The 23,073-nt window shown below is 44.1% G+C and carries 19 protein-coding genes and 3 tRNA genes; 20 read left to right on the top strand and 2 right to left on the bottom strand.

Going from position 1 to position 23,073, the window contains the following annotated elements:
• Positions 1–72 precede the first annotated feature (72 nt).
• The 3 genes from CLV31_RS01755 to CLV31_RS01740 all read left to right on the top strand — a co-directional run bounded on the left by CLV31_RS01755 (position 73) and on the right by CLV31_RS01740 (position 547).
• A tRNA-Pro gene (locus CLV31_RS01755) sits at positions 73–146 on the top strand.
• 40 nt (positions 147–186) lie between these two features.
• Positions 187–270: transfer RNA gene (locus tag CLV31_RS01750), tRNA-Leu, on the top strand.
• Positions 271–463: 193 nt separating this feature from the next.
• A tRNA-Leu gene (locus CLV31_RS01740) sits at positions 464–547 on the top strand.
• Between the two features lie 137 nt (positions 548–684).
• On the opposite strand, the gene CLV31_RS01735 is transcribed toward CLV31_RS01740, so the two are convergent.
• Positions 685–1,776, bottom strand: a complete 1,092-nt coding sequence (locus CLV31_RS01735; protein WP_111391144.1) for an AI-2E family transporter — start codon at positions 1,774–1,776, stop codon at positions 685–687.
• A gap of 173 nt (positions 1,777–1,949) precedes the next feature.
• Here CLV31_RS01735 and CLV31_RS01730 point away from each other — a divergent pair, with 173 nt between their 5' ends.
• A complete protein-coding gene (locus CLV31_RS01730; protein ID WP_111391143.1) occupies positions 1,950–2,804 on the top strand; it encodes an alpha/beta hydrolase in 855 nt (284 codons plus the stop codon).
• Between the two features lie 87 nt (positions 2,805–2,891).
• Positions 2,892–4,022 carry a 1-acyl-sn-glycerol-3-phosphate acyltransferase gene (locus CLV31_RS01725; RefSeq protein WP_111391142.1) on the top strand — a complete coding sequence of 377 codons (1,131 nt, stop codon included), beginning with the start codon at positions 2,892–2,894 and terminating at the stop codon, positions 4,020–4,022.
• A gap of 11 nt (positions 4,023–4,033) precedes the next feature.
• On the opposite strand, the gene CLV31_RS01720 is transcribed toward CLV31_RS01725, so the two are convergent.
• Positions 4,034–5,293 (bottom strand): sensor histidine kinase, encoded by a 1,260-nt coding sequence (locus CLV31_RS01720; protein WP_111391141.1) that lies wholly within the window; start codon positions 5,291–5,293, stop codon positions 4,034–4,036.
• Positions 5,294–5,429: 136 nt separating this feature from the next.
• On the opposite strand from CLV31_RS01720, the gene CLV31_RS01715 reads away from it, so the two are divergent.
• From CLV31_RS01715 to CLV31_RS01645, 15 genes are all read left to right on the top strand, one after another.
• Positions 5,430–6,002, top strand: a complete 573-nt coding sequence (locus tag CLV31_RS01715) for a peptidylprolyl isomerase (protein WP_111391140.1) — start codon at positions 5,430–5,432, stop codon at positions 6,000–6,002.
• Positions 5,999–7,069, top strand: a complete 1,071-nt coding sequence (locus tag CLV31_RS01710) for a Gfo/Idh/MocA family protein (protein ID WP_111391139.1) — start codon at positions 5,999–6,001, stop codon at positions 7,067–7,069. Before CLV31_RS01715 ends, CLV31_RS01710 begins: the two co-directional genes overlap by 4 nt.
• Before the next feature lie 78 nt (positions 7,070–7,147).
• Positions 7,148–11,104, top strand: coding sequence for a PAS domain-containing protein (locus CLV31_RS01705; protein WP_111391138.1), 3,957 nt, complete (start codon positions 7,148–7,150; stop codon positions 11,102–11,104).
• Positions 11,101–13,098: a PAS domain-containing protein gene (locus CLV31_RS01700; RefSeq protein ID WP_181452547.1), complete on the top strand. Its 1,998-nt coding sequence runs from the start codon at positions 11,101–11,103 to the stop codon at positions 13,096–13,098. The genes CLV31_RS01705 and CLV31_RS01700 overlap by 4 nt, the downstream gene beginning before the upstream one ends.
• Positions 13,095–13,529 carry a response regulator gene (locus CLV31_RS01695; RefSeq protein ID WP_111391136.1) on the top strand — a complete coding sequence of 145 codons (435 nt, stop codon included), beginning with the start codon at positions 13,095–13,097 and terminating at the stop codon, positions 13,527–13,529. Before CLV31_RS01700 ends, CLV31_RS01695 begins: the two co-directional genes overlap by 4 nt.
• A 200-nt stretch (positions 13,530–13,729) precedes the next feature.
• Positions 13,730–14,740 carry a PAS domain S-box protein gene (locus CLV31_RS01690; protein ID WP_111391135.1) on the top strand — a complete coding sequence of 337 codons (1,011 nt, stop codon included), beginning with the start codon at positions 13,730–13,732 and terminating at the stop codon, positions 14,738–14,740.
• A 111-nt stretch (positions 14,741–14,851) separates the two neighbouring features.
• Entirely contained in the window at positions 14,852–15,610 is a 759-nt protein-coding gene (locus CLV31_RS01685; protein ID WP_111391134.1) for an SDR family NAD(P)-dependent oxidoreductase, read from the top strand.
• 165 nt (positions 15,611–15,775) lie between these two features.
• Positions 15,776–16,639 carry a fumarylacetoacetate hydrolase family protein gene (locus tag CLV31_RS01680; RefSeq protein ID WP_111391133.1) on the top strand — a complete coding sequence of 288 codons (864 nt, stop codon included), beginning with the start codon at positions 15,776–15,778 and terminating at the stop codon, positions 16,637–16,639.
• Positions 16,636–17,460, top strand: a complete 825-nt coding sequence (locus tag CLV31_RS01675; RefSeq protein WP_111391132.1) for an amidohydrolase family protein — start codon at positions 16,636–16,638, stop codon at positions 17,458–17,460. The genes CLV31_RS01680 and CLV31_RS01675 overlap by 4 nt, the downstream gene beginning before the upstream one ends.
• A 113-nt stretch (positions 17,461–17,573) precedes the next feature.
• Positions 17,574–18,344: an L-fucose dehydrogenase gene (locus CLV31_RS01670; protein ID WP_111391131.1), complete on the top strand. Its 771-nt coding sequence runs from the start codon at positions 17,574–17,576 to the stop codon at positions 18,342–18,344.
• Positions 18,341–19,651 (top strand): L-fucose:H+ symporter permease, encoded by a 1,311-nt coding sequence (fucP, locus tag CLV31_RS01665; RefSeq protein WP_111391130.1) that lies wholly within the window; start codon positions 18,341–18,343, stop codon positions 19,649–19,651. Before CLV31_RS01670 ends, fucP begins: the two co-directional genes overlap by 4 nt.
• A 160-nt stretch (positions 19,652–19,811) precedes the next feature.
• Positions 19,812–20,150: an L-rhamnose mutarotase gene (locus tag CLV31_RS01660; protein ID WP_111391129.1), complete on the top strand. Its 339-nt coding sequence runs from the start codon at positions 19,812–19,814 to the stop codon at positions 20,148–20,150.
• Positions 20,151–20,335: 185 nt separating this feature from the next.
• Positions 20,336–20,980, top strand: coding sequence for a hypothetical protein (locus CLV31_RS01655; protein WP_111391128.1), 645 nt, complete (start codon positions 20,336–20,338; stop codon positions 20,978–20,980).
• Positions 20,977–21,681 (top strand): DUF3307 domain-containing protein, encoded by a 705-nt coding sequence (locus tag CLV31_RS01650; RefSeq protein ID WP_111391127.1) that lies wholly within the window; start codon positions 20,977–20,979, stop codon positions 21,679–21,681. Before CLV31_RS01655 ends, CLV31_RS01650 begins: the two co-directional genes overlap by 4 nt.
• Positions 21,682–21,694: 13 nt before the next feature.
• Positions 21,695–22,612, top strand: a complete 918-nt coding sequence (locus tag CLV31_RS01645) for an alpha/beta hydrolase (protein WP_111391126.1) — start codon at positions 21,695–21,697, stop codon at positions 22,610–22,612.
• Positions 22,613–23,073: the final 461 nt, after the last annotated feature.

Raw genomic sequence — 23,073 nt, 5'->3', positions numbered from 1 at the left:
TATCGGGAAGGTCTTGGTCCGAATTCCGCAAACTGCAAATGGCAGTTGAATAAATTTCTTGATTATAAGTTTCGGGGTGTAGCGTAGCCCGGTATCGCGCCACATTTGGGATGTGGAGGTCGTAGGTTCGAATCCTGCCACCCCGACTTTATTTACCGCCTTAAATAAGGCAATCACTTCTACTTTGCGGACGTGGCGAAATTGGTAGACGCACTGTCTTCAGGCGGCAGCGCCTTCACGGGCATGAAAGTTCGAATCTTTTCGTCCGCACGTTCAATCTAAAAGCAGATCTTCCTGGTCTGCTTTTTTCATTTGCACAATCTTCAATCTATTCTGCTAAAAATTTCGAGGGGTGTAGCGTAGCCCGGTATCTCGTCCCGATTGGTATCGGGAAGGTCGTAGGTTCGAATCCTGCCACCCCGACTTTATTTACCGCCTTAAATAAGGCAACCACTTCTACTTTGCGGACGTGGCGAAATTGGTAGACGCACTGTCTTCAGGCGGCAGCGCCTTCACGGGCATGAAAGTTCGAATCTTTTCGTCCGCACAGAAAAGCCTCTCAGATCATCTGAGAGGCTTTTTTTATGCCTTCTTGTGCCTTTTTTCGGCTATTCAATTTTCCTCTGCGTCACTGGGAAAATTTCCTTTCCGGAAAATTAAACTTTCGATTTTAGCAGGGATTCGTCACTTTCGATTTTTTCCAGAGGCCATCCTTCTTTTCAAAACCTTCCAAAAATTTTCAGAGGCTTCCGTTACCGGAACATCATCTCCCAATAAGTAACCAAATGGACTCAATTGGTTGCTCCTATCTAATGTGATTTTCAATATACCTGTCAAGGGAATAAACAAAACCATTCCTGAGATCCCCCAAAGCCAACCTCCGGCCAAGATTGCCAAAATAACTGCCAATGCATTTACCTTGACCTTGGAACCGACCACTATGGGTGTGATGATATTGTTCTCAAAAAGTTGGATTCCCCATAGCGTCAAAAAGGTGATAAATGGATAAAAGAATGAGTCGGTAGTCAGAAATACATAGAGGATCGCAAATACGGAAGAAATAAACACCCCTACATAAGGAATCAGATTCATGATCGCAATAAATGCCGCAAAAAGAATAAAATACTCTACCCCGATTAGATAGAAAAAAATACCTGCCAAAACAGACACAATACCTGTTACTCTAATCATTCCGGCTAAGTATGATTGAATTACTTTTCCAGAATCTCCAACCCAGTGAATAACCTCTTCCTGATTTTTTGAGGAAATTCTTACTAAAAACTCTGAAAAAAAATCCTTGTAGTACAGCATCAAAAATGTGTACAACGGAATTATTCCAATCAAGGTCAGGGATTTTCCTGTAGTGAAAAGCGTCTGGTTGATATCCTCTGGGTAGAAAAAAGAAAAAACGTCCGCTTTGTGATCGGGATCAAATACATCCTCTCCCAGCAGCAAACTCATTTCATCAAAATATCGACCCAATTTCTCATTTACATTTTCACCAATCTCGGGAATCTCCTTGATCAGCCCCATCATCTGATTTAATAGAATGTAAAAAACTGCGGACGCAATTAAGGTGACTAACAGAATCGATGCAAAAATTGCCAATCCTCTGGGGAATGATTTCTGTTCAAACCAGTGGGCCAAAGGATACAAGGCAAAGGCAAAAAAAATCCCCCAAACCAATGGAATAAAAATAAAAGAGCCCTCCTTCAAAACCAGGGCTCCCAAAACTAATACTATCAGAAAATAGGCTGTCTGTTGAATCCGTTTCATGAATAGATAAGGGAATTTTCACTGGAATATACAAAATACCGAATATCCCAAAGAGTGATCGATATTGGAGAAATTCTGGGATCGTGAAATAGATTGTTTACTTTGGTCCATCTACTCTGAGCCACACCCCAGAGCACTCCCATCACCTTTACACCCAAATTCAAACCCAACCTATGAAAAATCTTCTTTGGCTAATCTTCACCTTTTCCAACACCCTCCTTTTTGCCCAGACCCGGGTGGATACAATAGAAGTATACAGTACCTCAATGAAGAAAAATCTGAAAGCAGCTGTCACCACTCCTGCAAGCTATTCGAAAGGTTCGGAAAAGTTTCCGGTACTCTATCTTCTTCATGGTGGCTCTGGCTCCTACAGCGATTGGCATCAAAAAGTAACTGAAAAAGACCTCGTGCCACGATTGGCAGAAGAATACAACCTAATTATTGTTACGCCCGGAGTGGGTCCGGCAAGTTATTATTACGACAGTCCATTGATGGATTCTGTGCGGTATGAGACCTACCTCATTTCGGAGCTGATCCCATTTGTGGATAAAAATTACCGAACCTTGGCCAAGAAAGAATCCAGAGCGATCACCGGTTTATCCATGGGAGGACATGGCGCTGTCACCCTTTCTGCCAAACATCCCGAGTTATTTATTGCTGCAGGCAGTATGAGTGGTGTAATGAATATTGACACCCGACTTTGGAAGGTCCAAGAAGACTTTAGAGCACTGAGGGTCCAAAGTCAAAAAGCCATGCTGGGCGAAATCAATTATGACGGACCTTCATTCAATCCCTATACCGCCGTTGGATTGGTTTCCCAAATGAAATCCAACGGAATAGCCTTGATCATAGACTGCGGGGTGGATGATTTTCTTATAGAAACCAACCGACAAATTCACCAACTGCTGGTAGAAAACAAAACACCCCATGAGTACATCGAGCGGCCCGGAGCCCATACTTGGGACTATTGGACTGAGGCTTTACCGGTTCATTTATTCTTCTTTTCTAAGTATCTGGAAAGACAGTAACTAAAGCCACCAGGCAGCAAAGGCAAAAACTTTATCTTCTTATTTTCCCTTAATTTTTGCTTTTTGCAGGCACATTATCACCCGACTATGTCAAAATTTGACCCAATCAGACCCTTCTATGATGCGGAAGTGAATGCAGCCATCCGGCAGATCATTGATGACCCCATGCTAGAGGCCATGATGAACTTTGCATTCCCAAACGATTCGGTTGCACATTGGAAAGACCTGATGCTTCATACGCATTCACTTCGGGACTTCCAGATCAACTTTATCTATCCTGCACTGATGAAAGTATTGGAAAAAAGTTCGGATGGACTGAGTAAAGGTGGATTTGATCTCCTGGAACCCAATACTGCATACCTGTTTATTTCCAACCACCGGGACATCATCCTGGATACTTCCCTACTCAATGCCTGCCTATACGAAAATGGCTTGGTGATGACTACTTCAGCGATCGGTGACAATCTGATCAAGAAACCCTTCCTGCATACCTTATCCAAGCTCAATCGGAATTTTGCCATTCGAAGAGGACTGAGTGGACGTGCTCTTTTTGAAAGTTCTATGATGGCTTCAGAATACATCCACAAGTCACTCCTTCGGGAAAATCGATCGGTATGGACAGCCCAAAGAGAAGGAAGAACCAAGGATGGAAATGATATCACTCACAAAGGGGTGCTGAAAATGCTGACTTTGGCAGAAGATGGGGATAATCCCTTTGGCTTTTTCGAAAAAATCAGATTGGTGCCAGTATCCATTTCGTACGAATATGATCCTACCGATATACTAAAGATGCCAGAACTGCTGGCCAAATCTAGGGATGAAAAGTATGTCAAAAGCGAAAACGAGGACTTTGTCAATTTGCTCCGGGGAATCATGGGTACCAAAAAACGGATTCACATTCAAGTAAATGGCGTTCTTGATCAGGAGATTCAGGAAATCTCCTCCAAAAAAAGCTCCCAAAGTGAAAAACTTGCCGAGCTAGCTTCCCTGATTGATTTTCATATTTGGAAAGGCTATAAACTTTGGCCAAGCAACTACATCTCCCACGACTTACTTCATGGGAGCAATCAATTTGCTGATTTTTACAGCCTGGAAGAGAAAGAAAGTTTTGAAAAAAGGCTGAAGGGAAAGGTAGATACTACCAATCCCGTCTTATTGAAAAACTTCCTCTCTATGTATGCCTACCCGGTGGATAATGCTAGAACATCGCAATCCTAAACCCTGAACGGTTAACTATTGTCCAATGGAATGATGAGTTCGAACTGTACCCCCTGACCTTGGGCAGAAGATACAGACATGGTCCCATTTAAGCTTTTTATCAGGTGGTGTACCAGGTTCAAGCCAAATCCAAAGCCTTTTTCACCAGAGGTGCCTTGACTGGAAGCGGTTCCTCCTTCCATAATTTCCAGGATTTTTTCAGGAGCAATACCAACGCCGCTGTCCTTTACCAGAAACCGGAGGTGATTGGACTGATCTGTAATTTCCATATCGAGATCGACCAAAACTTCACCTCCAGCAGGAGTGAATTTGATAGAATTGGAAATAAGATTACCCAAAATTTGTAGGATTTTGTTTTTGGGAAAAGGGATTCCCTGCTGTGGTGGATTGGCCTTTACCTCGAAGCTGACATTTTTGGTTACTGCCTGAGGAGTAAACATGTCCTCCAGTTTGGACTGTAATGTCAGCAAGGTAAACTCATGATTCATTGGCCCTCTTTTCACCAAATCCTTTTCAGCAATAGAGTGAGTCAAAATTTCATCTGCCAATTCCAAAACTGATTTTCCACTTTTGCGAATCAAGGCTATAAAATCCAGTACTTCCTCCAGTTTGTTTTGATTGCCCTGCATTTGAATGATCTCAGCCAAGCCTATGATTCCTCCGATAGGACCTCTGATATCATGGGCAACCCGGTTTTTTACAGCCGTAGTTTCCTGTACTTTCTTTTTCAGTCCAGCTACTGCATAATTAATCTTGATCCGATTGACGACTTCCCCTGCGATGATCTCAAGCATTTCCTTTTTCTCAGCGCTGAGATTTTTGTAATCGTCACTCAACACACACAGGGCTCCCAAGGCCCTATTCCCATCTAAAAGCAAGGGGATGCCATAGTAGTATTTCAGATTAGGCTCTCCGGCTACATAGAATTTATCCTTGAACCGCTCATCCTGTGACAAATCCTTCACCTCAAACCCTTCAGCGTTTTCTTCCAGTAGGGTGTATTGGCAGACAGATTCTTCCCTAGGCATTTGCTTGATCTCAATACCATAAGCAGACACGCTCCATTGGGTAAAAGAGTCAATCAGGTTGATCAGGGATATCGGAGTCCCTGCTACTTTGGCGGCCAATTTGGTCAAATCTGAAAATGATTTCTCGAGATCTAAATAATCCAAATCAAGTTCGCTCAAAGCCATAATGCGCTCCATTTCATTTTGGGGAAGTGGAGAAACCTGATCTAAACCTGGGTTATTCAGCAAGGATTCTTGAGTCATGTGTTTAATTTTTATCAAATCAACGGCAAAAATGAATAGCTAGCCTATCCAAACTTTTGAAATAGCATGAAATCTAAATAAGTCTCGGTTTTATGTAAATTAACAACCTCCAACCCAGTTTCTGAATTTTCGTCCTATGAAGCTCTTCTTTCTCCTAGTCGCCCTTACTCATCTATTCATCACGGACCCAACCCTTCCAGTCGGGAAAATTACCACCCCATTGGGAGAAATTTGGATCAGCTTGGACGACAGAACTCCCAACCACAAACAAAGCTTTATCCAGCTTGCAGAATCAGGATATTGGGACTCGCTTTCTTTCAACCGGGTCATCCCCAATTTTGTTGCTCAGGGAGGTTGTCCGGATACCCCTGAAGGGTTCAATGACCCAGATTATTTGCTAAAACCCGAGTTTCATCCAGAACTGACGCATGTTTATGGAGCGGTCGGAGCAGGAAGAGATGATAATCCAGACAAACTTTCTGCCCGTTGCCAATTTTATATTGTCCAAAATCGGGACGGCTTGCATCGCCTGGATGGCAACTACACGGTTTTTGGCAAAGTCCTGAAAGGCATGGAAATTATTGATCGGATAGTTCAGGTGGAAAGAAATCAACTTGACGAACCTCTTTCCCCGATTAGTCTCCAAATAGAAATTGTTTATCTTAGTTCATCAGAATACACTCACCTTCTCAATTCCCCGACCCAATGAATTTGATTAAAATCCTTGTAGTCGGCTGTGGCAATATGGGAGCTTCCCATGCCACTGCCTATCACCACATGCCGGAATTTGAAATATGCGGTCTTGTCGCCAGAGGAGACAGCAAAACAAAATTGAATCAGCAACTGGGAGCAGCCTATCCTCTATTCGAAAATTTCGAGGAAGCCCTGGAGCAGACTCGGCCTGATGCTGTTTGTATCTCCACCTACCCTGACACGCATGAAACTTTTGCCTTAAAAGCCCTGGAAGCCGGATGTCATATTTTTATTGAAAAGCCCCTGGCAGATTCCATTTTAGGATGTGAGCGAATCATTTCAAAAGCTAAAGAAGTTCAAAAAAAAGTTGTAGTAGGCTATATCCTGAGACATCATCCCTCTTGGATGAGATTCATTGAAGAAGCTCAGAAAATGGGAAAACCCCTGGTCATGCGAATGAATCTCAACCAACAAAGTCACGGCTATATGTGGGATGTGCACCGCAACCTGATGAAATCCCTCAGTCCAATCGTAGACTGTGGCGTCCATTACATCGATGTCATGTGTCAGATGACACGGTCCAAACCGGTTTGGGTATCAGCCATTGGGGCAAGGCTCACCGATGACATCGCAAAAGACAACTACAATTATGGACAGCTTCAAATCCGGTTTGAGGACGGTTCGGTGGGATGGTATGAAGCTGGCTGGGGACCGATGGTGTCAGAGACTGCCTTTTTTGTGAAAGATGTATTCGGCCCCAAAGGTGCTGTATCGATTGTCGCCAAAGATGCAGGGGCAGTGGGAAAATCAGATCATGTGGATAGCCATACCAAAACAGAATCGATTCGGGTTCATCATGCCGCGATTGACAGCAAAAATAATTTTCTGAAAAAAGACGAGTGGATTGATATGACTGACGAACCTGATCATCTGGAACTTTGCAATCGAGAGCAACGGTATTTTTTAAAGGCTATTCAAGAAGATCATGACCTGACTGATCATCTTGCAGATGCACTTAATAGTCTGAAAATTGCTTTTGCATGCGACGAATCTGTCAAATCTGGAGAAGTAATCCGGTTGTAGGTTTACAGAATGTGACACTTGGTTGGTATTCCTGCCTACTTCCAATATCTTTTATGACTCCATTGAGTTTTGCTATAAATGTCTGACTTCCCGCAAGAATCCCTTCCTACCCAGGCCTCTGTGAATTTGCCAATTACGGCCGTTCAATCCCTTCTTGGGAAACTGGAGGCTATGGGTAATTTGGGGTATTGGTCGCAAGAATCTGGAGATAAGCCCATGTATTGGTCAGACCAACTAGTTGGTCTCCTGAGCCAAAAAAAAGATACCCAGCCAAGTGTAGCAGGGCTGATCGAGGCAGTTCACCCGGAAGATTATTCTAAAATCCAACAGCTCCATGAGTCACTTTTTGAGAATTTTTCTCCTTTCAAATCCGAGTTTAGATTGCTGCTGGCAGATGGCACTGTCCGACACATATTAGCCGAATGTTGGATCGAAAAGGCAAATGCGACGGAGCCACAGTTTTTTTATGGACTTTGGAAGGATATTACCCAGGACAAGCAATTGGTCTATCAGGACTGGAGAAAACTTTCCTTGGTCCTAAATACGGCACCGGAGACGATCTGGTGTCTCGATCCTCAATACCGGTTAATTTTCGGAAATGATAAGTTTTTCGAAAGTATTCATCGGCTTCAGGGGAAGTCCATCCAAATCGGAGAACATCTTCTCGATGAAAAATTCGCTCATTTGGAAGATTTTGAATTTTGGAAAACACACTATGATCTTGGTTTGAAAGGGGAAAAGACCACTTTCATCCAAAAAAGAAAAATAGAACAGAAAAACTTTTACCATCAGGTGCAGATTGTTCCAATTTGGGAAGGTGGAAAAGTCCATGCCATTGCCTGTTATTCCGAAAATGTAACCCAGCGGGTCGAGGAAGAAAACAAAAACAAAGAGCTCCTTGAAAAACTTAACCAATCTCAAAGAATCGGAAAACTTGGGTATTGGGAGTTTGATCTGGAGTCGGAGAAAATCTTCTGGTCAGATGAAGTCTTCCATATCTGGGGTCTGGATAAAGAAAAGGTTCTCCCGGATTTTGATTTGTTTACCAAATCTTTCGTGGAAGAAGATCTTGAGGGATTTTTAATCGAGCACTTTGCGGCTGTCCAGGGATACAGACCACTCGATGCCGTTCACCGGATCAGATGTTCGAACCACACCATCAAATATGTCCATGAAAAAGGACAGCTTGAAGTGGATCCGGAGACCGGCCAAACCAAGTTTAAAGGAACCGTTCAGGACATCACCTATCAGCGGGAGATCGAAAATAAACTTCGCGAACGCAATTCATTCATCGAAGCTACCCTGAAGAATCTTCCGATGGGGATAGCCGTCAACAATATGGAAACCGGAGAAACCACCTATATCAATCCGGCCTTTTCAAAGGTATATGGCTGGCCGGAGGAGGTATTGAAAGACGTTTCTACTTTTTTTGAGAAAGTCTACCCTGATCCGGAATTCAGGGCTCAGATCACTGAAAAAATCATGTCGGATATCCAATCCGGGAATCCTGAACGAATGACTTGGAGTGAAATCCCCATTACCAATCAGAATGGAGAAACCCGTTTTGTGACCGCCAAAAACATCCCACTCCCTGAGCAAAATTTGATGATTTCTACTGTTTTGGACGAAACAGACCGATTTCGGGCCGAGCAATCCATCCGAAAAAGCAACGAACGGTTCCATTTAGCAACTCAGGCGGTGTCTGATGCCATTTGGGATTGGGACATGAAATCTGACCAGATTTTCTGGGGTAAAGGATACCATAGACTATTTGGCTATCCAGCTCATGTGGAATATGTCTCCCCTGATTTTTGGAATTCCAAAGTCCATCCGGAAGATTTGCAGCGCATATTGGATTCCATTTTTTCAGCAAGAAAAAACACTGCCCAAATTCGATGGACTGGAGAATACCGTTTCCAAAAATTTGATGGTTCCTACGCTTTCGTCAAGGAAAACACGGTGATTATCAGGGATTCTTCCGGCCAACCTGTGCGGATGGTAGGCGCACTTCAGGACATTACGGAAGAGAAAAAGAACCAACTCCTACTGGCGAAAAAGACCAAATTTATTGAGGCTACTGCCCAAGTCATTGAGCTGTTTTTGGAAAATGAAGATTGGGAAAGTCAGATTTCTCCTATGCTGCAGGTGATGGGAGAAGCGGCAGAGGCAGATCGCTCCTATTTCATCCAGATCTACCGCCGTGACGGCGCCACGTATGGCAATTTAAGCCATGAATGGGCCAACCAAAACATCATTTCCTACATAGACAACCCGGAATACCGGGCTATACCGGTAGAAAACTATCCTGAATTTTGGCAAAAAGCCTTTCAGCGAAAACCCTACGCAGTACTGACCAGAGAAACGGATAAAGAAACCCGAAAAATCCTGGAAGAACAGGAAATCAAATCCATTCTCCACATTCCGGTTTTTTTGGAAAATGAAATGTTGGGATACCTGGGTTTTGATGACTGCCATGAGGAGCACATTTGGACGGAAGATGAAAAAAACTTCATGCAGTCGATTGCTACCAACCTTTCATTTGCGATAGGAAGAAAGCAGTATTTAGATCAGTTACAGGAAGCTTTTGAAACCCATGATACCCTTTTGGAGAGTATCGGAGATTCCTTCTATGCATTTGACAAGAATTACACGGTTACTTATTGGAACAATACGGTAGAACAGCTAACCGGGGTAAAAAAAGAAGCCATCCTTGGGAAAAATCTTTGGGATTTTATCCTGATTCAAAACGAAGACTTCAAACACGGATATAAAAGGGCCTTTGAAGAAAATAAACGGGTCAACTTCGAGACCTTTGATCAATGGACCCAAACTTGGCAGGAAGTCACCATCTATCCAACCAAAGAAGGGCTTTCGGTCATTCTTCGGAATATTTCTACCCGAAAAGAATCAGAGAAGCAGATTCAAGAGTTCAACGAAAGACTTTCCCTGATTTCCAAGGCTTCCCATGATGCGATTTGGGATTGGAATATTGTCACCGGAGAGCACTATTGGGGAGAAGGCTTTAACCTACTTTTTGATGAAGAAGTAGCGGGAATTCATCATAATAATGAACGGTGGGAAAAAAGCATCCATCCTGAGGATAAAGATCAGGTCATCAAAAATTTGATCGAACTTCTCAATGATCCTTCCAAAACCTCCTTTGAATCTGAATACAGGTTTTACAGAAAAAATAAGGGACTTCTTTATTTATTGGATAAAGGCACGATAATCCGAGACCAAGAGGGGAAACCAACTCGCCTAGTCGGGGCCATTCAGGATATTTCCAGGAGAAAAGCTTACGAAGAATCTTTGAAAATCCTCAACTCTGAGCTGGCAAAATCGAACCGGGAACTTGAAATTTCCAATAAAGAACTGGAGCAGTTCGCCTACGTGGCTTCCCATGACCTTCAAGAACCCTTGAGGATGATCTCGAGTTTTCTGACGCTGATCGAGAAAAAATATCGGGAAACCTTGGATGAAAAGGGAAAGCAATACATCCGGTTTGCAGTAGATGGCGCCAAACGGATGAGAGAAATCATCTTGGATCTGTTGGAATTCTCCAGAGTGGGAAATATCAATGAATCGAAAAAATTGGTCAACTTGACAGAGTTGGCTCAAGAGGCGATCACTTTAAACAAGAAATCTATTCAAGAGCGACAAGCCCAAATTCACCTATCCCCTCTTCCTGAGGCCCCATGCCATCCCAATTCCTTAATTCAGGTTTTTCACAACCTGATCTCCAATGCGATCAAATATCAAATACCAGGCAATCGTCCGGAGATATCGATTGATTTTATGGACAAAGGTGAATTCTGGCAATTGAGCATCAAAGACAATGGGATTGGTATTGGCAAAGAATACTTAGACAAAATCTTTATGATTTTCCAGAGACTTCACCAAAAAGAGCAATATTCCGGGTCAGGAATAGGACTTTCGATCTGCAAAAAGATCGTAGAATTTCATGGAGGCACTATATGGGCAGAATCAGATGGAGAGCATGGTACCACCTTCTTTTTTACACTGAAAAAACAATGATTCAATATTTAGAAAGAGTCAAAACCGCAACCTTAAATTTTTTATCTACCCATCCCAGGATTACCGGATGGAGTGTCTTTTTGGGCATATTCTTCCTAACTTCCTATCTCTCCTACACAGAATATCAAATCCGTCTCTCCAACGAGCGTGAAGCGGTCAAAGCCAAACTTTATGAGCTGGAAAATTCCGTTTTATTCTCCATCAGAAATGGCATTTCCGCTGCTAAAACTCTGGCCTTTTTTGCACAGAATTTTGATGTCACTCAAAATTTTGATTCGATAGGAAGACAAATTCTTGAAAGTAACCCCAACGTGGATGTCATCCAGTATTTAGACTCCGGGACGATTGTGTCCGTCTATCCGCTGAAGGGAAATGAATCGGTCATTGGCTATAAAGTGGCCGAAGATCCTACAAGAAAAGAAGAAGTCTTGGAGGCGTTTCTTCGAAGAGACATCTATTTCTCGGGACCATTCACCCTGAGACAGGGTGGAGTCGGTATCGTAGGGAGGTATCCCATTTTCGAAAAATCAGGTGAACTAAAAGGATTTTCCGCAGTCATCATTTACCTCCAAACCTTGATCAAAAACACCGGATTAGCCGGTCAGGACAATGGCTTGATGGCCATTCGGTTTTCCAAACAGGATAAAGCTACCGGCCAATGGATCAATTTTCTTCCGGAAGAGCCTGGAGACAAACCCTACACCGGGTTCAGTGATTTTGTCATGATCCCTGAGGGAAATTGGCAATTGACCGTACAACTCAAAGAAAGTCGCGCCCTTTCAGGATTGGTGCCCTCTCTTTTGCTAAGGTATCTTACCGCGGTTATATTCGGTTTGATCACCTGGAACTTCTCCAGAATCCCCAACCTGCTCAAAAAGAAAGTAGAAGAACAATCCAGGGATCTAAAACTCATTAATGAACGATTTGAATTGGCTTCAAAAGCCACTTCAGACTTTATTTGGGATTGGGATATGGAAAAAAACAAAACGTTCCGATCACCCTCTTTCTATGAAAATTTTGGTTACGGTACACACGATTCCCAAGACAACAACGATTTCTGGGAAAGCATCATCCACCCCGAAGATCTGGCAGAGGTGAGAGCGAATCTCAACCAGGCACTTTCAGGAATGGACAGTTACTGGGAAAAAGAATTCCGGGTACGGAAAAAAAATGGAACCTATAACTTCATTCAGGACAAGGGATTTATCATTCGAAATTCAAATGGGAAAGCCATCCGGATGATCGGAGCCTCCCAGGACGTCACGGCACGAAAAATGTCGGAATTGGAAATCATTCAAACCAATGCAAAACTCTCCTCTGCCAATCAAGAACTGAAAGCGTTTGCCGCTTTGGCCTCTCATGATATGCGCGAACCTTTGAGAATGATCAGTTCTTTTATGGACCTTCTCCAGAAAAGATATGGGGATAAGTTGGATGAAAAAGCCCTACAGTATATTCATTTTGCAACAGACGGAGCCAAAAGGCTCACTCAGATGATCAATGACCTTTTGGAATATTCTAAGGCAGGTTTTGACTTGGAAAAGCTGGAGGAGATCGAAGTGGGAGAAATTATCCAAGAGGTCTTGGAATTAAAATCAGACATCGTCAGAAACACCGGTGCCCAACTTACCTTTCAGGGCCTTCCCAAGATCAAAGCCCTGAGAATCCCACTGAAAATCCTTTTTCAAAACCTCATCGGCAATTCCTTGAAGTATGTCCACCCCAACCTTCCTCCTGAGATAAAAGTATATGGTGAAGAATTCGGGGAATTTTGGAAATTTACAGTACAGGATAATGGGATAGGAATTGAAGCCGATTATCTTGAGGAGATATTCGGAATTTTAAAAAGACTTCACCCCAAAGAAAAATATCCGGGTACAGGAATGGGCCTGGCTACCTGTCGCAAAATTGTCACCCAATTTGGAGGCGAAATCTGGGCAGAATCTGAATTAGGAATAGGAACACAGTTGATCTTCACCATCAAAAAACTATGAGTCACAAGGAAATCAACATTTTATTGGTTGAAGACAACGAGGGAGATATCTTGCTGACCAAGGAAGCCTTGCAGGATTTCAGATTCCCGATAAATCTCACGGTGAAAAAGGACGGTAACGAGGCCATTTTGTATTTGATGAATCTAAGCAAAAAGGACTCCAGCCTCCCGGATCTTATTTTATTGGATATCAACCTTCCCAAAAAAAATGGGCATGAGGTGCTGCAGAGTGTAAAAAACCATCCCGACCTCAAGCACATCCCCATTATCATACTGACCACTTCCTCTTCCGACAAAGATATTTTCTCTGCCTATCAAGAGCATTGCAACAGCTATATCATCAAACCTGTAGATGTCAATGATTTTTTTAAAGTTGCCGCTGCATTGGAAGAATTTTGGATCAACACGGTTAAGCTTCCTTCCAAAATTTAACAGCAATTGAATACAAGCTAAAAAAAATCCTCACCATAGAATGAAGACAAAGTATCCAGAAAATGGACTATAAATCAAGAATAATCAAATGAAATGCCCATGAGTAAATGCTTCTCACACAGGGGAATGATTGGCTTGGGCATTCTCCCGATGAAAGATCGGGACAAGCTATGTGGCAAATGAAAATCAAATTATAACAAATGAAAAAAGATTCATTTCCATACAAGGCACTTGTCATTGAAGACAATTTTGGAGATTACTTCTTGATCGAGGAATACCTCAGCGAGCACATTCAATCTCCTGATTTGGTGCATGCCTCTACTTTTTTAGCGGCAAAGGAGTTTCTTTCTACGGAAGAGGGCAATTTTGATGTCATTCTTTTGGACCTTTCTCTTCCGGATCATTCTGGAGAAAAACTGATCATCGACATCATCAAATTAGCCAAGCGAATTCCGGTGATTGCGCTTACAGGTTTCACAGACTTGGATTTTAGTATCAAATCTTTGGCTTTGGGAGTTTCGGATTATCTGCTGAAAGATGACCTGACACCGGCCATGTTGTATAAGACCATCATCTATTCCATTGAGCGGAAGAAATTTGTAGATGAGCTCCAAAAATCTGAACGAAAATACAGCAACCTCTTTCATTTAAGCCCGCTTCCCATGTGCGTCTGCGATAGCGAATCGCTCCAGATTCTAGACGTCAATGATTCGGCAGTAAAGCACTATGGCTTCACCGAAGAAGAGTTTTTGAACAAAAACTTCAAAGATCTTTTCAGTGATTTTTCCTATTCAGAAAATCAGCAACTGTTTCATAATTCAAATCTTCACCAAAAACCAACCAAAGGCTCACATACCAAGAAAAATGGAGAATTGATTGAAGTCGAAATGGAATCCTCGCAGATTGTTTTCAATGAGATCGATGCCAGTTTGATTTTGATCAATGACGTCACTGAAAAAAACCTGCATTTGGCTACGATTGAAAAACAAAACGCCGCGTTCAGAGAAATCGCTTGGATTCAATCTCATGTGGTTCGTGCACCATTAGCCAGACTTATGGGTCTGGTCAACTTGTTGGGGAATGATGCTAAAACGGAGGATGAAGATGCCCAAACCATTCTCCAATATATCAAGACATCGGCCGAGGAGTTGGACCAAATCATCCGGGACATCAGTAAAAAATCTGAAGAGATCACCCGTCCCAGCGATTAAGTTCAAGAGGAAGGGGGAAAGAATTTTAAGCCAATCCAACAAAATATTGCGATGGCATTAAGGGATTTTGTATTTTGAAATCCAAGTACTCAAACCCCTAATAACCTACCTATGAATGAAAATAACGTCCTCATCACCGGAGGCGCTAGCGGCATTGGACTCGCCATGGTCCGAAAATTTGCCTCAGCAGGCAGTCGGGTCTTTTTCATAGATCGAAATGCAATTGAGGGAACCAAACTTCAGCTTGAAGAGCATGAGAAAGGGTTTCAAGTCAAATTTTTCGAAGCAGACATCACTGATTTGGCTCAGGTCGAAAGAGTCATCCATTCCATTCCGGGCAAATTGAATACCCTGATCAACAACGCTGGAATTTCTCATATTGGCACTGCGGAAAGTACTTCGGAAGAGGATTTTGACCGGGTTTATTCGGTCAATGTCAAAGGAATGTTTCTCTGCATCAAAGCAGCCTTGCCCAGGCTGAAAGAGCACGGCGGCGGTTCCATTCTCAACATGTGTTCGGTAGCTGCGACGATTGGCTTGCCGGATCGCTTCGCCTATTCCATGACCAAGGGGGCAGCACTTTCTATGACGCTGAGTGTGGCACGGGATTACGTGGCTGATGGTATTCGTTGCAATTGCCTTTCCCCGGGAAGAGTTCATACCCCATTCGTGGACGGTTTTTTGGCGAAAAATTATCCCGGGAAAGAGAAAGAAATGTACGACAAGCTTGCCGCCACCCAACCCATCGGGCGAATGGGCACGCCTGAAGAAATCGCCGAATTGGCTTACTTCATCAGTTCCGACGCAGGAAGCTTTATCACCGGTGCCAACTTCAATATTGACGGGGGATTTATGGGATTGAAGATGTGATATGAATTGTAAGATTGGAAAATTGAAAGATTCAATGCGAGTTACAATCAGAAACTAAATCTCTTATCTCTTATCTCTTATCTCTTATCTCTTATCTCTTATCTCTTATCTCTTATCTCTTATCTTTTTATCTCAAAAACATTTTAAACCTAAAGACCTAACCCTATGAAACTTATACGATTCGGTGAAGCCGGAAAAGAAAAGCCGGGAATCCAGGACAATCTGGGACGAAACCTGGATTGCTCCGGTTTTGGAGAAGATTGGAATGAAGAATTTTTCAGCCAAAACGGCCTGGCCAGACTGGAAGAATGGCTTCATGCCAACCAAGAAAACCTTCATGAAATCCCCGCTACTGCCCGGATTGGATCACCCATTGCTCGCCCTTCCAAAATCATCTGCATCGGGCTAAACTACCGAAAACACGCAGAAGAAGCCGGCATGGCAGTACCTGAAGTCCCAATTATCTTCATGAAGGCAACTTCTTCACTATCTGGCCCTTATGACCCGATCTATATTCCTCGAAATTCCAAACAAACCGACTGGGAAGTAGAGCTTGCGGTGGTGATTGGAAAGCGAGCGAAGTATGTGAAAAAAGAAAAAGCCTACGAATACATCGCCGGCTACTGCCTTCACAATGACGTCAGCGAGCGTGATTTCCAGCTTCGTCACGGAGGCCAATGGGTCAAAGGAAAAAGTGCCGATCATTTTGCTCCATTGGGACCAACTTTGGTCACCAAAGAAGAAATTCCCGATCCGCACAACCTTCGACTTTGGCTGAAGTTGAATGGAAAAATGCTGCAAGACAGCAGCACATCCGACCTGATTTTTGACATCCCCACCATCATTGAGCACCTCAGCCAATACATGACCTTGCTGCCGGGAGATGTCATCTCTACAGGGACTCCCGCGGGGGTTGGCATGGGATTGAAGCCCGAACCCAGATTTTTGGAACAGGGAGATATTGTCGAACTCGGCATTGAAGGACTTGGAATTTCCCGTCAGGTAGCTATGAACGATCCTGAGGCATGAGAATCGACTCCCATCAGCACTTCTGGGAATATAATCCCAAGCGGCAGGATTGGATCACTCCCGATATGAGCCGGATTCGGAGAAATTTTCTGCCCGGTGATCTTTATCCTCTCCTCCAAGATGCCAAAATCGACGGATGCATCGCCGTGCAGGCAGATGAAAGTCTGAGAGAAACTGATTTTCTTCTGGATTTGGCGGCCCAGCATGAGTGGATTTTGGGCGTCGTGGGTTGGGCAGACTTGGGAAAAGATGATCTGGATGAGATTTTGGATCAATATTCCAGTCAGGAAAAGTTGGTAGGATTCCGAGAAGTCCTGCAGTCCAAAGATCCCCGATACATGCTTCGGGAAGAGTTTGTCCGGGGAATCCACAAACTCAAAGAGCGGGGCTATGCCTATGATTTGCTCCTTTTTCCGCAGCACCTGGATGCCGCTTTGGAATTAGTCAAAAAATGTCCCGAGCAACGCATGGTCATCGACCACCTTGCCAAGCCCCTGATCAAAGATGGAGAATGGAAGGATTGGAAAAAGAAAATGGCCCTGTTGGCTGAACGAGAACTGATTTATTGCAAAGTCTCTGGGATGGTCACCGAGGCAGATTGGAAGAAATGGACACCGGAAGATTTATTTCCCTATCTGGAAATCGCCCTGGAACTATTCGATCCTGATCGGTTGATGTACGGAAGCGACTGGCCGGTTTGCCTGGTGGCAGCGGAATTCGAACAGGTGTACCGAGTGGTGGATGATTTCACCAGTCAACTTTCCTCCTCCGAAAAAGACCGAATCATGGGCGAAACCGCAGCCGAGTTTTATAAGATGTAAGGGATGAGAAATCAGCAATCCCTCCAAGGGTTTGAAACCCTTGGAGGGTTAATCATCTGATCGTCAACTATAAACTAAAATCGAAATCCTTTAAACTGACACTGACCACTGAAATGAACCTCCACCTACAAGACAAAGTCATTCTGATCTCCGGCGGTGCCAAAGGCATCGGAGGAGCCATTTCCAAAGGTTTGATTGAGGAAGGAGCGATTCCGGTGATCATTGATCCTTCGGAAAAGGAAGGAAAAGAGTTGGTCGAACTTGCCGTGGGAAAAGCACTTCATCTGCCTTGGAGGCTTTTTTCAGCCGAAGATTGTGAAAAAGCGGTTCTGGAAGCAGTTAGGGCTTTTGGTCGAATCGATGGAGTCGTCAACAATGCCGGAGCAAACGACGGAGTAGGTTTGGAAAAAGGCAGCCCGGAGGCTTTTGCCCAATCCATTGCCAATAATCTCCACCACTATTATTCCCTCGTTCATTTTGCCCTGCCGGAATTAAAGAAAAGCCAAGGGGCGATTGTCAATATTTCCTCCAAAACTGCCGTCACCGGCCAAGGAGGCACTTCAGGCTATGTCGCCGCCAAAGGTGCCCAACTCGCCCTCACCCGGGAATGGTCGGTGGAGCTTCTCCCCTATCACATTCGCGTCAACGCCATTCTCCCGGCCGAGGTGTACACCCCGATGTATGAAAGTTGGATTCAAACCTTTCCCAATCCCGAAGAAAAACTGGCAGAAATCAACCATCAAATCCCATTGGGAAAACGAATGACCACGCCCGAGGAAATCGCATCGATGGCTATTTTTTTACTCTCAAACCGAGCCTCACATATCACCGGACAGCATCTCTATGTAGACGGTGGCTACACCCATCTTGACCGAGCCTTATGACCCAAAAACCCGCACTCGTTCCCAAAAACCTATTGGTCCCTTTTATCCTGATCACTTCCCTGTTTGCACTTTGGGGATTTGCCAATGACATCACCAATCCCATGGTGGCGGCTTTCAAGCGGGTGCTGGAACTGAACAATACGCAGGCTTCTTGGGTCCAATTGGCCTTTTATGGAGGCTATTTCACCATGGCCCTGCCCGCTGCGTTTTTCATCAAAAAGTACTCCTACAAAACCGGAGTCTTACTCGGCTTGGGGCTCTATGCCTTTGGTGCGGTCTTATTTTATCCTGCCGCGGCCTGGGAAAGCTATGGGTTCTTCCTTGCGGCCTTGTATATCCTGACTTTCGGTTTGGCCTTTTTGGAAACCACCGCCAATCCCTATATCCTCTCTATGGGCCCTGAGGCCACAGCTACCCAGCGTCTCAATTTGGCACAGGCCTTCAATCCCATGGGAGCTTTAGCGGGGCTTTTCGTGGCAAAAACCTTTATTCTGAATTCCCTCCAAAGCAACAATACAGACGAAAACGGCAAACTGATCTACGACACCCTTGATGCCGCTGCGAAAGCTGCAGTCAAGAGCAATGACCTGATGGTCATCCGAAATCCCTATGTGATTTTGGGTTTGGTAGTCTTGGCTATTTTGGTTCTCATCGCTTTGGTCAAAATGCCGGAAAGTAAGGATTCCGATGGGAAAATCGATTTTGGAGGCACGATGAAGCGACTTTTGGCCAATCGGAATTTTGTGGAAGGCACCCTGGCACAGATGTTTTATGTCGGCGCTCAGATTATGGTTTGGACCTATATCTACCAATATGCCGAGTCGATCGGGATTTCCAATTACGATGCAGTAAACTATGCTTACGCCTCGCTAGGAGTCTTTCTGGTAGGCAGATGGGTATGTACGGCTTTGCTTCGGATTATGCCCGCTGCCAATCTATTGGCAGGATTTGCAGTTCTGGCGATGGGTTTTACCCTGGGAGCTATTTTTCTGGAAGGAATGATCGGACTGTATAGTCTGGTGGGGATCAGCTTTGCCATGTCACTGATGTTTCCGACGATTTACGGGATTGCCTTGGAAGGATTGGGTGAAGACAGCAAGTTTGCCGCAGCCTATCTGGTCATGGCGATCGTCGGAGGGGCGATTATGCCTACACTTCAGGGGATGATTTTGGATATCGGAGGTACAGGCTACACGGATGTGAAAATCCTCGGCGTACCCGAGGTCAATTTCTCCTTTGTGCTACCGCTGATTTGCTTCTTTCTGGTGTGGTTGTTTGCGGCGAGGGTGAGGAAAGTGGGAAGTTAGGGAGCCTGGAGGTTGGGAGGTCAGGAAGTAAAAAGGTCTGAAAGTCTAAAGGAACAGATTTAACCTTTCTTATTTCAGATTGATTATAATCTCAAGTTTCCTACTTCTGAGATGAGCTTTTAGGCTCCAAAATGCGTCGTAAATCAAAAATCGTAATTCAATGCAAACCTTCCTTCTCATCTGCGACCTGAAAGACGAACCGGAGGCCATCCAAGCTTATGTGGATTGTCACCAAGCCGTTGCCCCGGAAATATTGGAAAGTATCCGAGTGGCAGGGATAGTACAGATGAGTATTTACCGCTGGCAAAACCGACTGAGCATGATCCTTATGGCGGATGATGACTTTAGCTTTGAGAAAAAAGCCGCGCTGGACAGTGCAAACCCAAAAGTGCAGGAATGGGAAGCCTTTCTCGGACAATATCAAACCAACCTTCCGGGTACTCCTCCCAATTGGAGATGGGCGATCTGTGAGAAGATTTTTGAGTTTAAGGCAGAGTAGAAATTGATTTGGAGAGATTAAGCTATTTCTCCCTATCGATTAGGTTTGACTACCTGAAACAGTCGAGGTGAATATCCTTGATTCAGACGATAAAACAAATTATCGTACATTTAAACGATAATATAAAAAATCGTATATTTAAACGATATTTTGAAATATCATCAAAACACACGATATTCAAGACAATGATCGCTGTAATCAAAGGAGACATCATCCATTCCCGCAAACTTTCCAATCCGGAACCTTGGCTTATTCCACTTCAGGGGCTTTTTGGACAATGGGGAAATACCCCTAAAACTTGGGAATTGGTTTGGGGAGACTTTTTTCAAATCGAGATAAACCAGCCTGAAGATGCACTTAAAAGGGCCCTTCAAATCAAAACACTCATCAAAAAAATCCAAAGCGAAAATTCTGAAAAAACCTCCAGTCCGGTAGATGTCCGGATGGCCATTGGGATTGGAGAGAAAACGTATACTGGGGCTAAAATTTCAGAAAGTAGCGGTTCGGCATTTGTATTTGCTTCCGAACGGTTTGACCGATTGAAAAAGGACCGACTCAATCTAGCTATTCAAAGTCCTTGGAAGGAATTTGACCTAGAAATGAACCTGTTTTTTGATTTTGCGGGAATCATCATGGATCATTGGTCGATTTCCTCCGCCGAATTGATGGACATCGTCCTGAATCAACCATCTATCACTCAAACCGAAATCGGTGAGAAACTGGGAATTAAGCAAAACTCGGTCAGTGGCCGTTGGAATCGAACACACGGAGCTAAATTATTGGAGATGGAGGCACTGTTTCGACAAAAAATTCTAAATCTGACTAAATGATTCCTCTTTTTCAACTGATTTTAGCACACCTGCTTGGTGATTTTTTACTTCAGCCCACCGCTTGGGTAATGCATAAGGAGAAGAAGAAAGCCAAATCGCCTGCCCTTTATCTCCACTTGCTGGTTCATGGAGTTTTGATTCTTATACTCTTGGGATTTGGGTTTTGGATACTGGCCATCGTACTGACTATCCTTCATGGGTTAGTCGATCTCACTAAACTTTACTTCCAAAAATCAGCAACCAAGACCGCTTGGTTTTTTATAGACCAATTGGCTCATTTTATCAGTATTCTGGGTATTTGGTGGTTGTTTTTCAGACCTGAAATATCCTTGGAGTGGAGTCCGTCCAGTTGGATTTATGCCACTGCATTGCTCTTGATTACGCAAGTGGCCGGTATTGCGATTCAAGTTGGGTTAAGCAACTGGTCAAAGGACTTGGATCTTTCTCAAGAATCTTCCCTAAAAAATGCAGGAAAATACATAGGAATATTGGAGCGCTTGTTTGTGTTTGCCTTTGTGATACTGGGAAAATGGGAAGCAATTGGATTTCTTTTGGCTGCCAAGTCTGTTTTCCGATTTGGAGACCTCAGGAAAGCAAAGGACAGAAAGCTGACCGAATATATTTTAATTGGAACCTTGCTCAGTTTTGGAATTTCTATTGGGATCGGAATACTTACACGCTGGCTCCTCACTTTACTATAACCTAGCTTCTTCTATGAAAAAACCCATTCTAACCCTTCTAATTGGCCTTTTTACCACTATGGTTTTTGCACAAAATCACGTCATTCCACTTTGGGAACGCACTCCTCCCCTACAGAATCCTTCTGATCTCCAAGAAGAGGCCACGCAGCAAGGCATCCTGAGAATTGCCAATGTGCAAAACCCGACCATCGAGGTGTATTTGCCTACCAAGCAGATTGCGACCGGAGAAGCAGTGGTGATTTTTCCGGGAGGAGGCTATGGAATTTTAGCTTACGACTGGGAAGGAACCGACTTTGCCAAGTGGCTCAATGCACAGGGCATCGCAGGCATCGTAGTCAAATACCGATTGCCCATTTCCAAATCCCTGACCGACCCGAAGGAAGTTCCCCTAATGGATGCACAGCGTGCCATCCGATTGGTCAGACAACATGCAGAAGCCTGGATCATCAACCCCGCCAAAGTAGGCGTAATGGGATTCTCTGCAGGCGGACACTTGGCCTCCACGCTCAGCACGCAATACAATCATGAAGTGAACCGTCCCAAAGACACAATCGATGCGCTTTCTGCCCGACCGGATTTCTCCGTTTTGGTTTATCCGGTGATTTCCTTCCGGGATGCGGCAGTTCATTCGGGTTCGAGAAAAAACCTGATCGGAGAAAATACTTCTCAGGAATTAATTGATCGTTTTTCGGGAGAATTGAATGTGAATGCTGAAACGCCGCCCACCTTCCTGGTTCATGCCCAAGATGACAAAGGAGTGCCAATCGAAAACTCCCTGTTGTATTACCAAGCGCTACATAAACATGGCGTGAAAGCATCCCTGCATATCTATCCGACAGGAGGACATGGATTCGCATTTGGATTGGGCAAAGGAGCGGTGGAAGGCTGGAGAGAGGTACTGTTGGCTTGGATAAAGGAGACGGTGAAGTAGTATTTTGTCACCCCTAGTCTTAAATATTGCATGAACATACAAAATGGAGATGACAGGTTATTGCCAACCCCCAACTGTCAAAGTGTAAAACAATGTTTGAAATTTTCCTGCCTAGCACGAAACATCCTTCGGATAGGCGCGATGGGAGGATTTGCCAGCGGGCCAGCGTTCGGCCTTGTGCGGTGGGAGCTTTGGCAAATCTTGGCCTTTTGGTTCTTTTGGGCTAAGCCAAAAGAACAAAATAGAGGTGTTGACCCAACGAATTTAGGAGCTGAGAATAATCGGGTAAAGTCAAAAAATAATATGGCTACAGTTCAGAATTATATTTCGAAAGTCAAGTGTTTTCGAAACAATATACAATCTGTCATTGGTTGTACCTGAGAGACGAGAGTCTCGAACTTGATGGTGGCTTCGAACTTTCCGACTCCCGTCGGTCAGGTGCTCCTCCTGACCAAAATGAA

Source organism: Algoriphagus aquaeductus, assembly GCF_003253485.1.
GTDB classification, from domain to species: domain Bacteria; phylum Bacteroidota; class Bacteroidia; order Cytophagales; family Cyclobacteriaceae; genus Algoriphagus; species Algoriphagus aquaeductus.
Note: the sequence above shows the minus strand (reverse complement) of the source record. Positions and strands in the feature narration are given on the sequence as shown.

Coding starts and splice junctions, on each gene's coding strand:
- CLV31_RS01735 (WP_111391144.1), bottom strand. CDS start 1,776: ATGAAACGGATTCAACAGACAGCCTATTTTCTGATAGTATTAGTTTTG.
- CLV31_RS01730 (WP_111391143.1), top strand. CDS start 1,950: ATGAAAAATCTTCTTTGGCTAATCTTCACCTTTTCCAACACCCTCCTT.
- CLV31_RS01725 (WP_111391142.1), top strand. CDS start 2,892: ATGTCAAAATTTGACCCAATCAGACCCTTCTATGATGCGGAAGTGAAT.
- CLV31_RS01720 (WP_111391141.1), bottom strand. CDS start 5,293: ATGACTCAAGAATCCTTGCTGAATAACCCAGGTTTAGATCAGGTTTCT.
- CLV31_RS01715 (WP_111391140.1), top strand. CDS start 5,430: ATGAAGCTCTTCTTTCTCCTAGTCGCCCTTACTCATCTATTCATCACG.
- CLV31_RS01710 (WP_111391139.1), top strand. CDS start 5,999: ATGAATTTGATTAAAATCCTTGTAGTCGGCTGTGGCAATATGGGAGCT.
- CLV31_RS01705 (WP_111391138.1), top strand. CDS start 7,148: ATGTCTGACTTCCCGCAAGAATCCCTTCCTACCCAGGCCTCTGTGAAT.
- CLV31_RS01700 (WP_181452547.1), top strand. CDS start 11,101: ATGATTCAATATTTAGAAAGAGTCAAAACCGCAACCTTAAATTTTTTA.
- CLV31_RS01695 (WP_111391136.1), top strand. CDS start 13,095: ATGAGTCACAAGGAAATCAACATTTTATTGGTTGAAGACAACGAGGGA.
- CLV31_RS01690 (WP_111391135.1), top strand. CDS start 13,730: ATGAAAAAAGATTCATTTCCATACAAGGCACTTGTCATTGAAGACAAT.
- CLV31_RS01685 (WP_111391134.1), top strand. CDS start 14,852: ATGAATGAAAATAACGTCCTCATCACCGGAGGCGCTAGCGGCATTGGA.
- CLV31_RS01680 (WP_111391133.1), top strand. CDS start 15,776: ATGAAACTTATACGATTCGGTGAAGCCGGAAAAGAAAAGCCGGGAATC.
- CLV31_RS01675 (WP_111391132.1), top strand. CDS start 16,636: ATGAGAATCGACTCCCATCAGCACTTCTGGGAATATAATCCCAAGCGG.
- CLV31_RS01670 (WP_111391131.1), top strand. CDS start 17,574: ATGAACCTCCACCTACAAGACAAAGTCATTCTGATCTCCGGCGGTGCC.
- fucP (WP_111391130.1), top strand. CDS start 18,341: ATGACCCAAAAACCCGCACTCGTTCCCAAAAACCTATTGGTCCCTTTT.
- CLV31_RS01660 (WP_111391129.1), top strand. CDS start 19,812: ATGCAAACCTTCCTTCTCATCTGCGACCTGAAAGACGAACCGGAGGCC.
- CLV31_RS01655 (WP_111391128.1), top strand. CDS start 20,336: ATGATCGCTGTAATCAAAGGAGACATCATCCATTCCCGCAAACTTTCC.
- CLV31_RS01650 (WP_111391127.1), top strand. CDS start 20,977: ATGATTCCTCTTTTTCAACTGATTTTAGCACACCTGCTTGGTGATTTT.
- CLV31_RS01645 (WP_111391126.1), top strand. CDS start 21,695: ATGAAAAAACCCATTCTAACCCTTCTAATTGGCCTTTTTACCACTATG.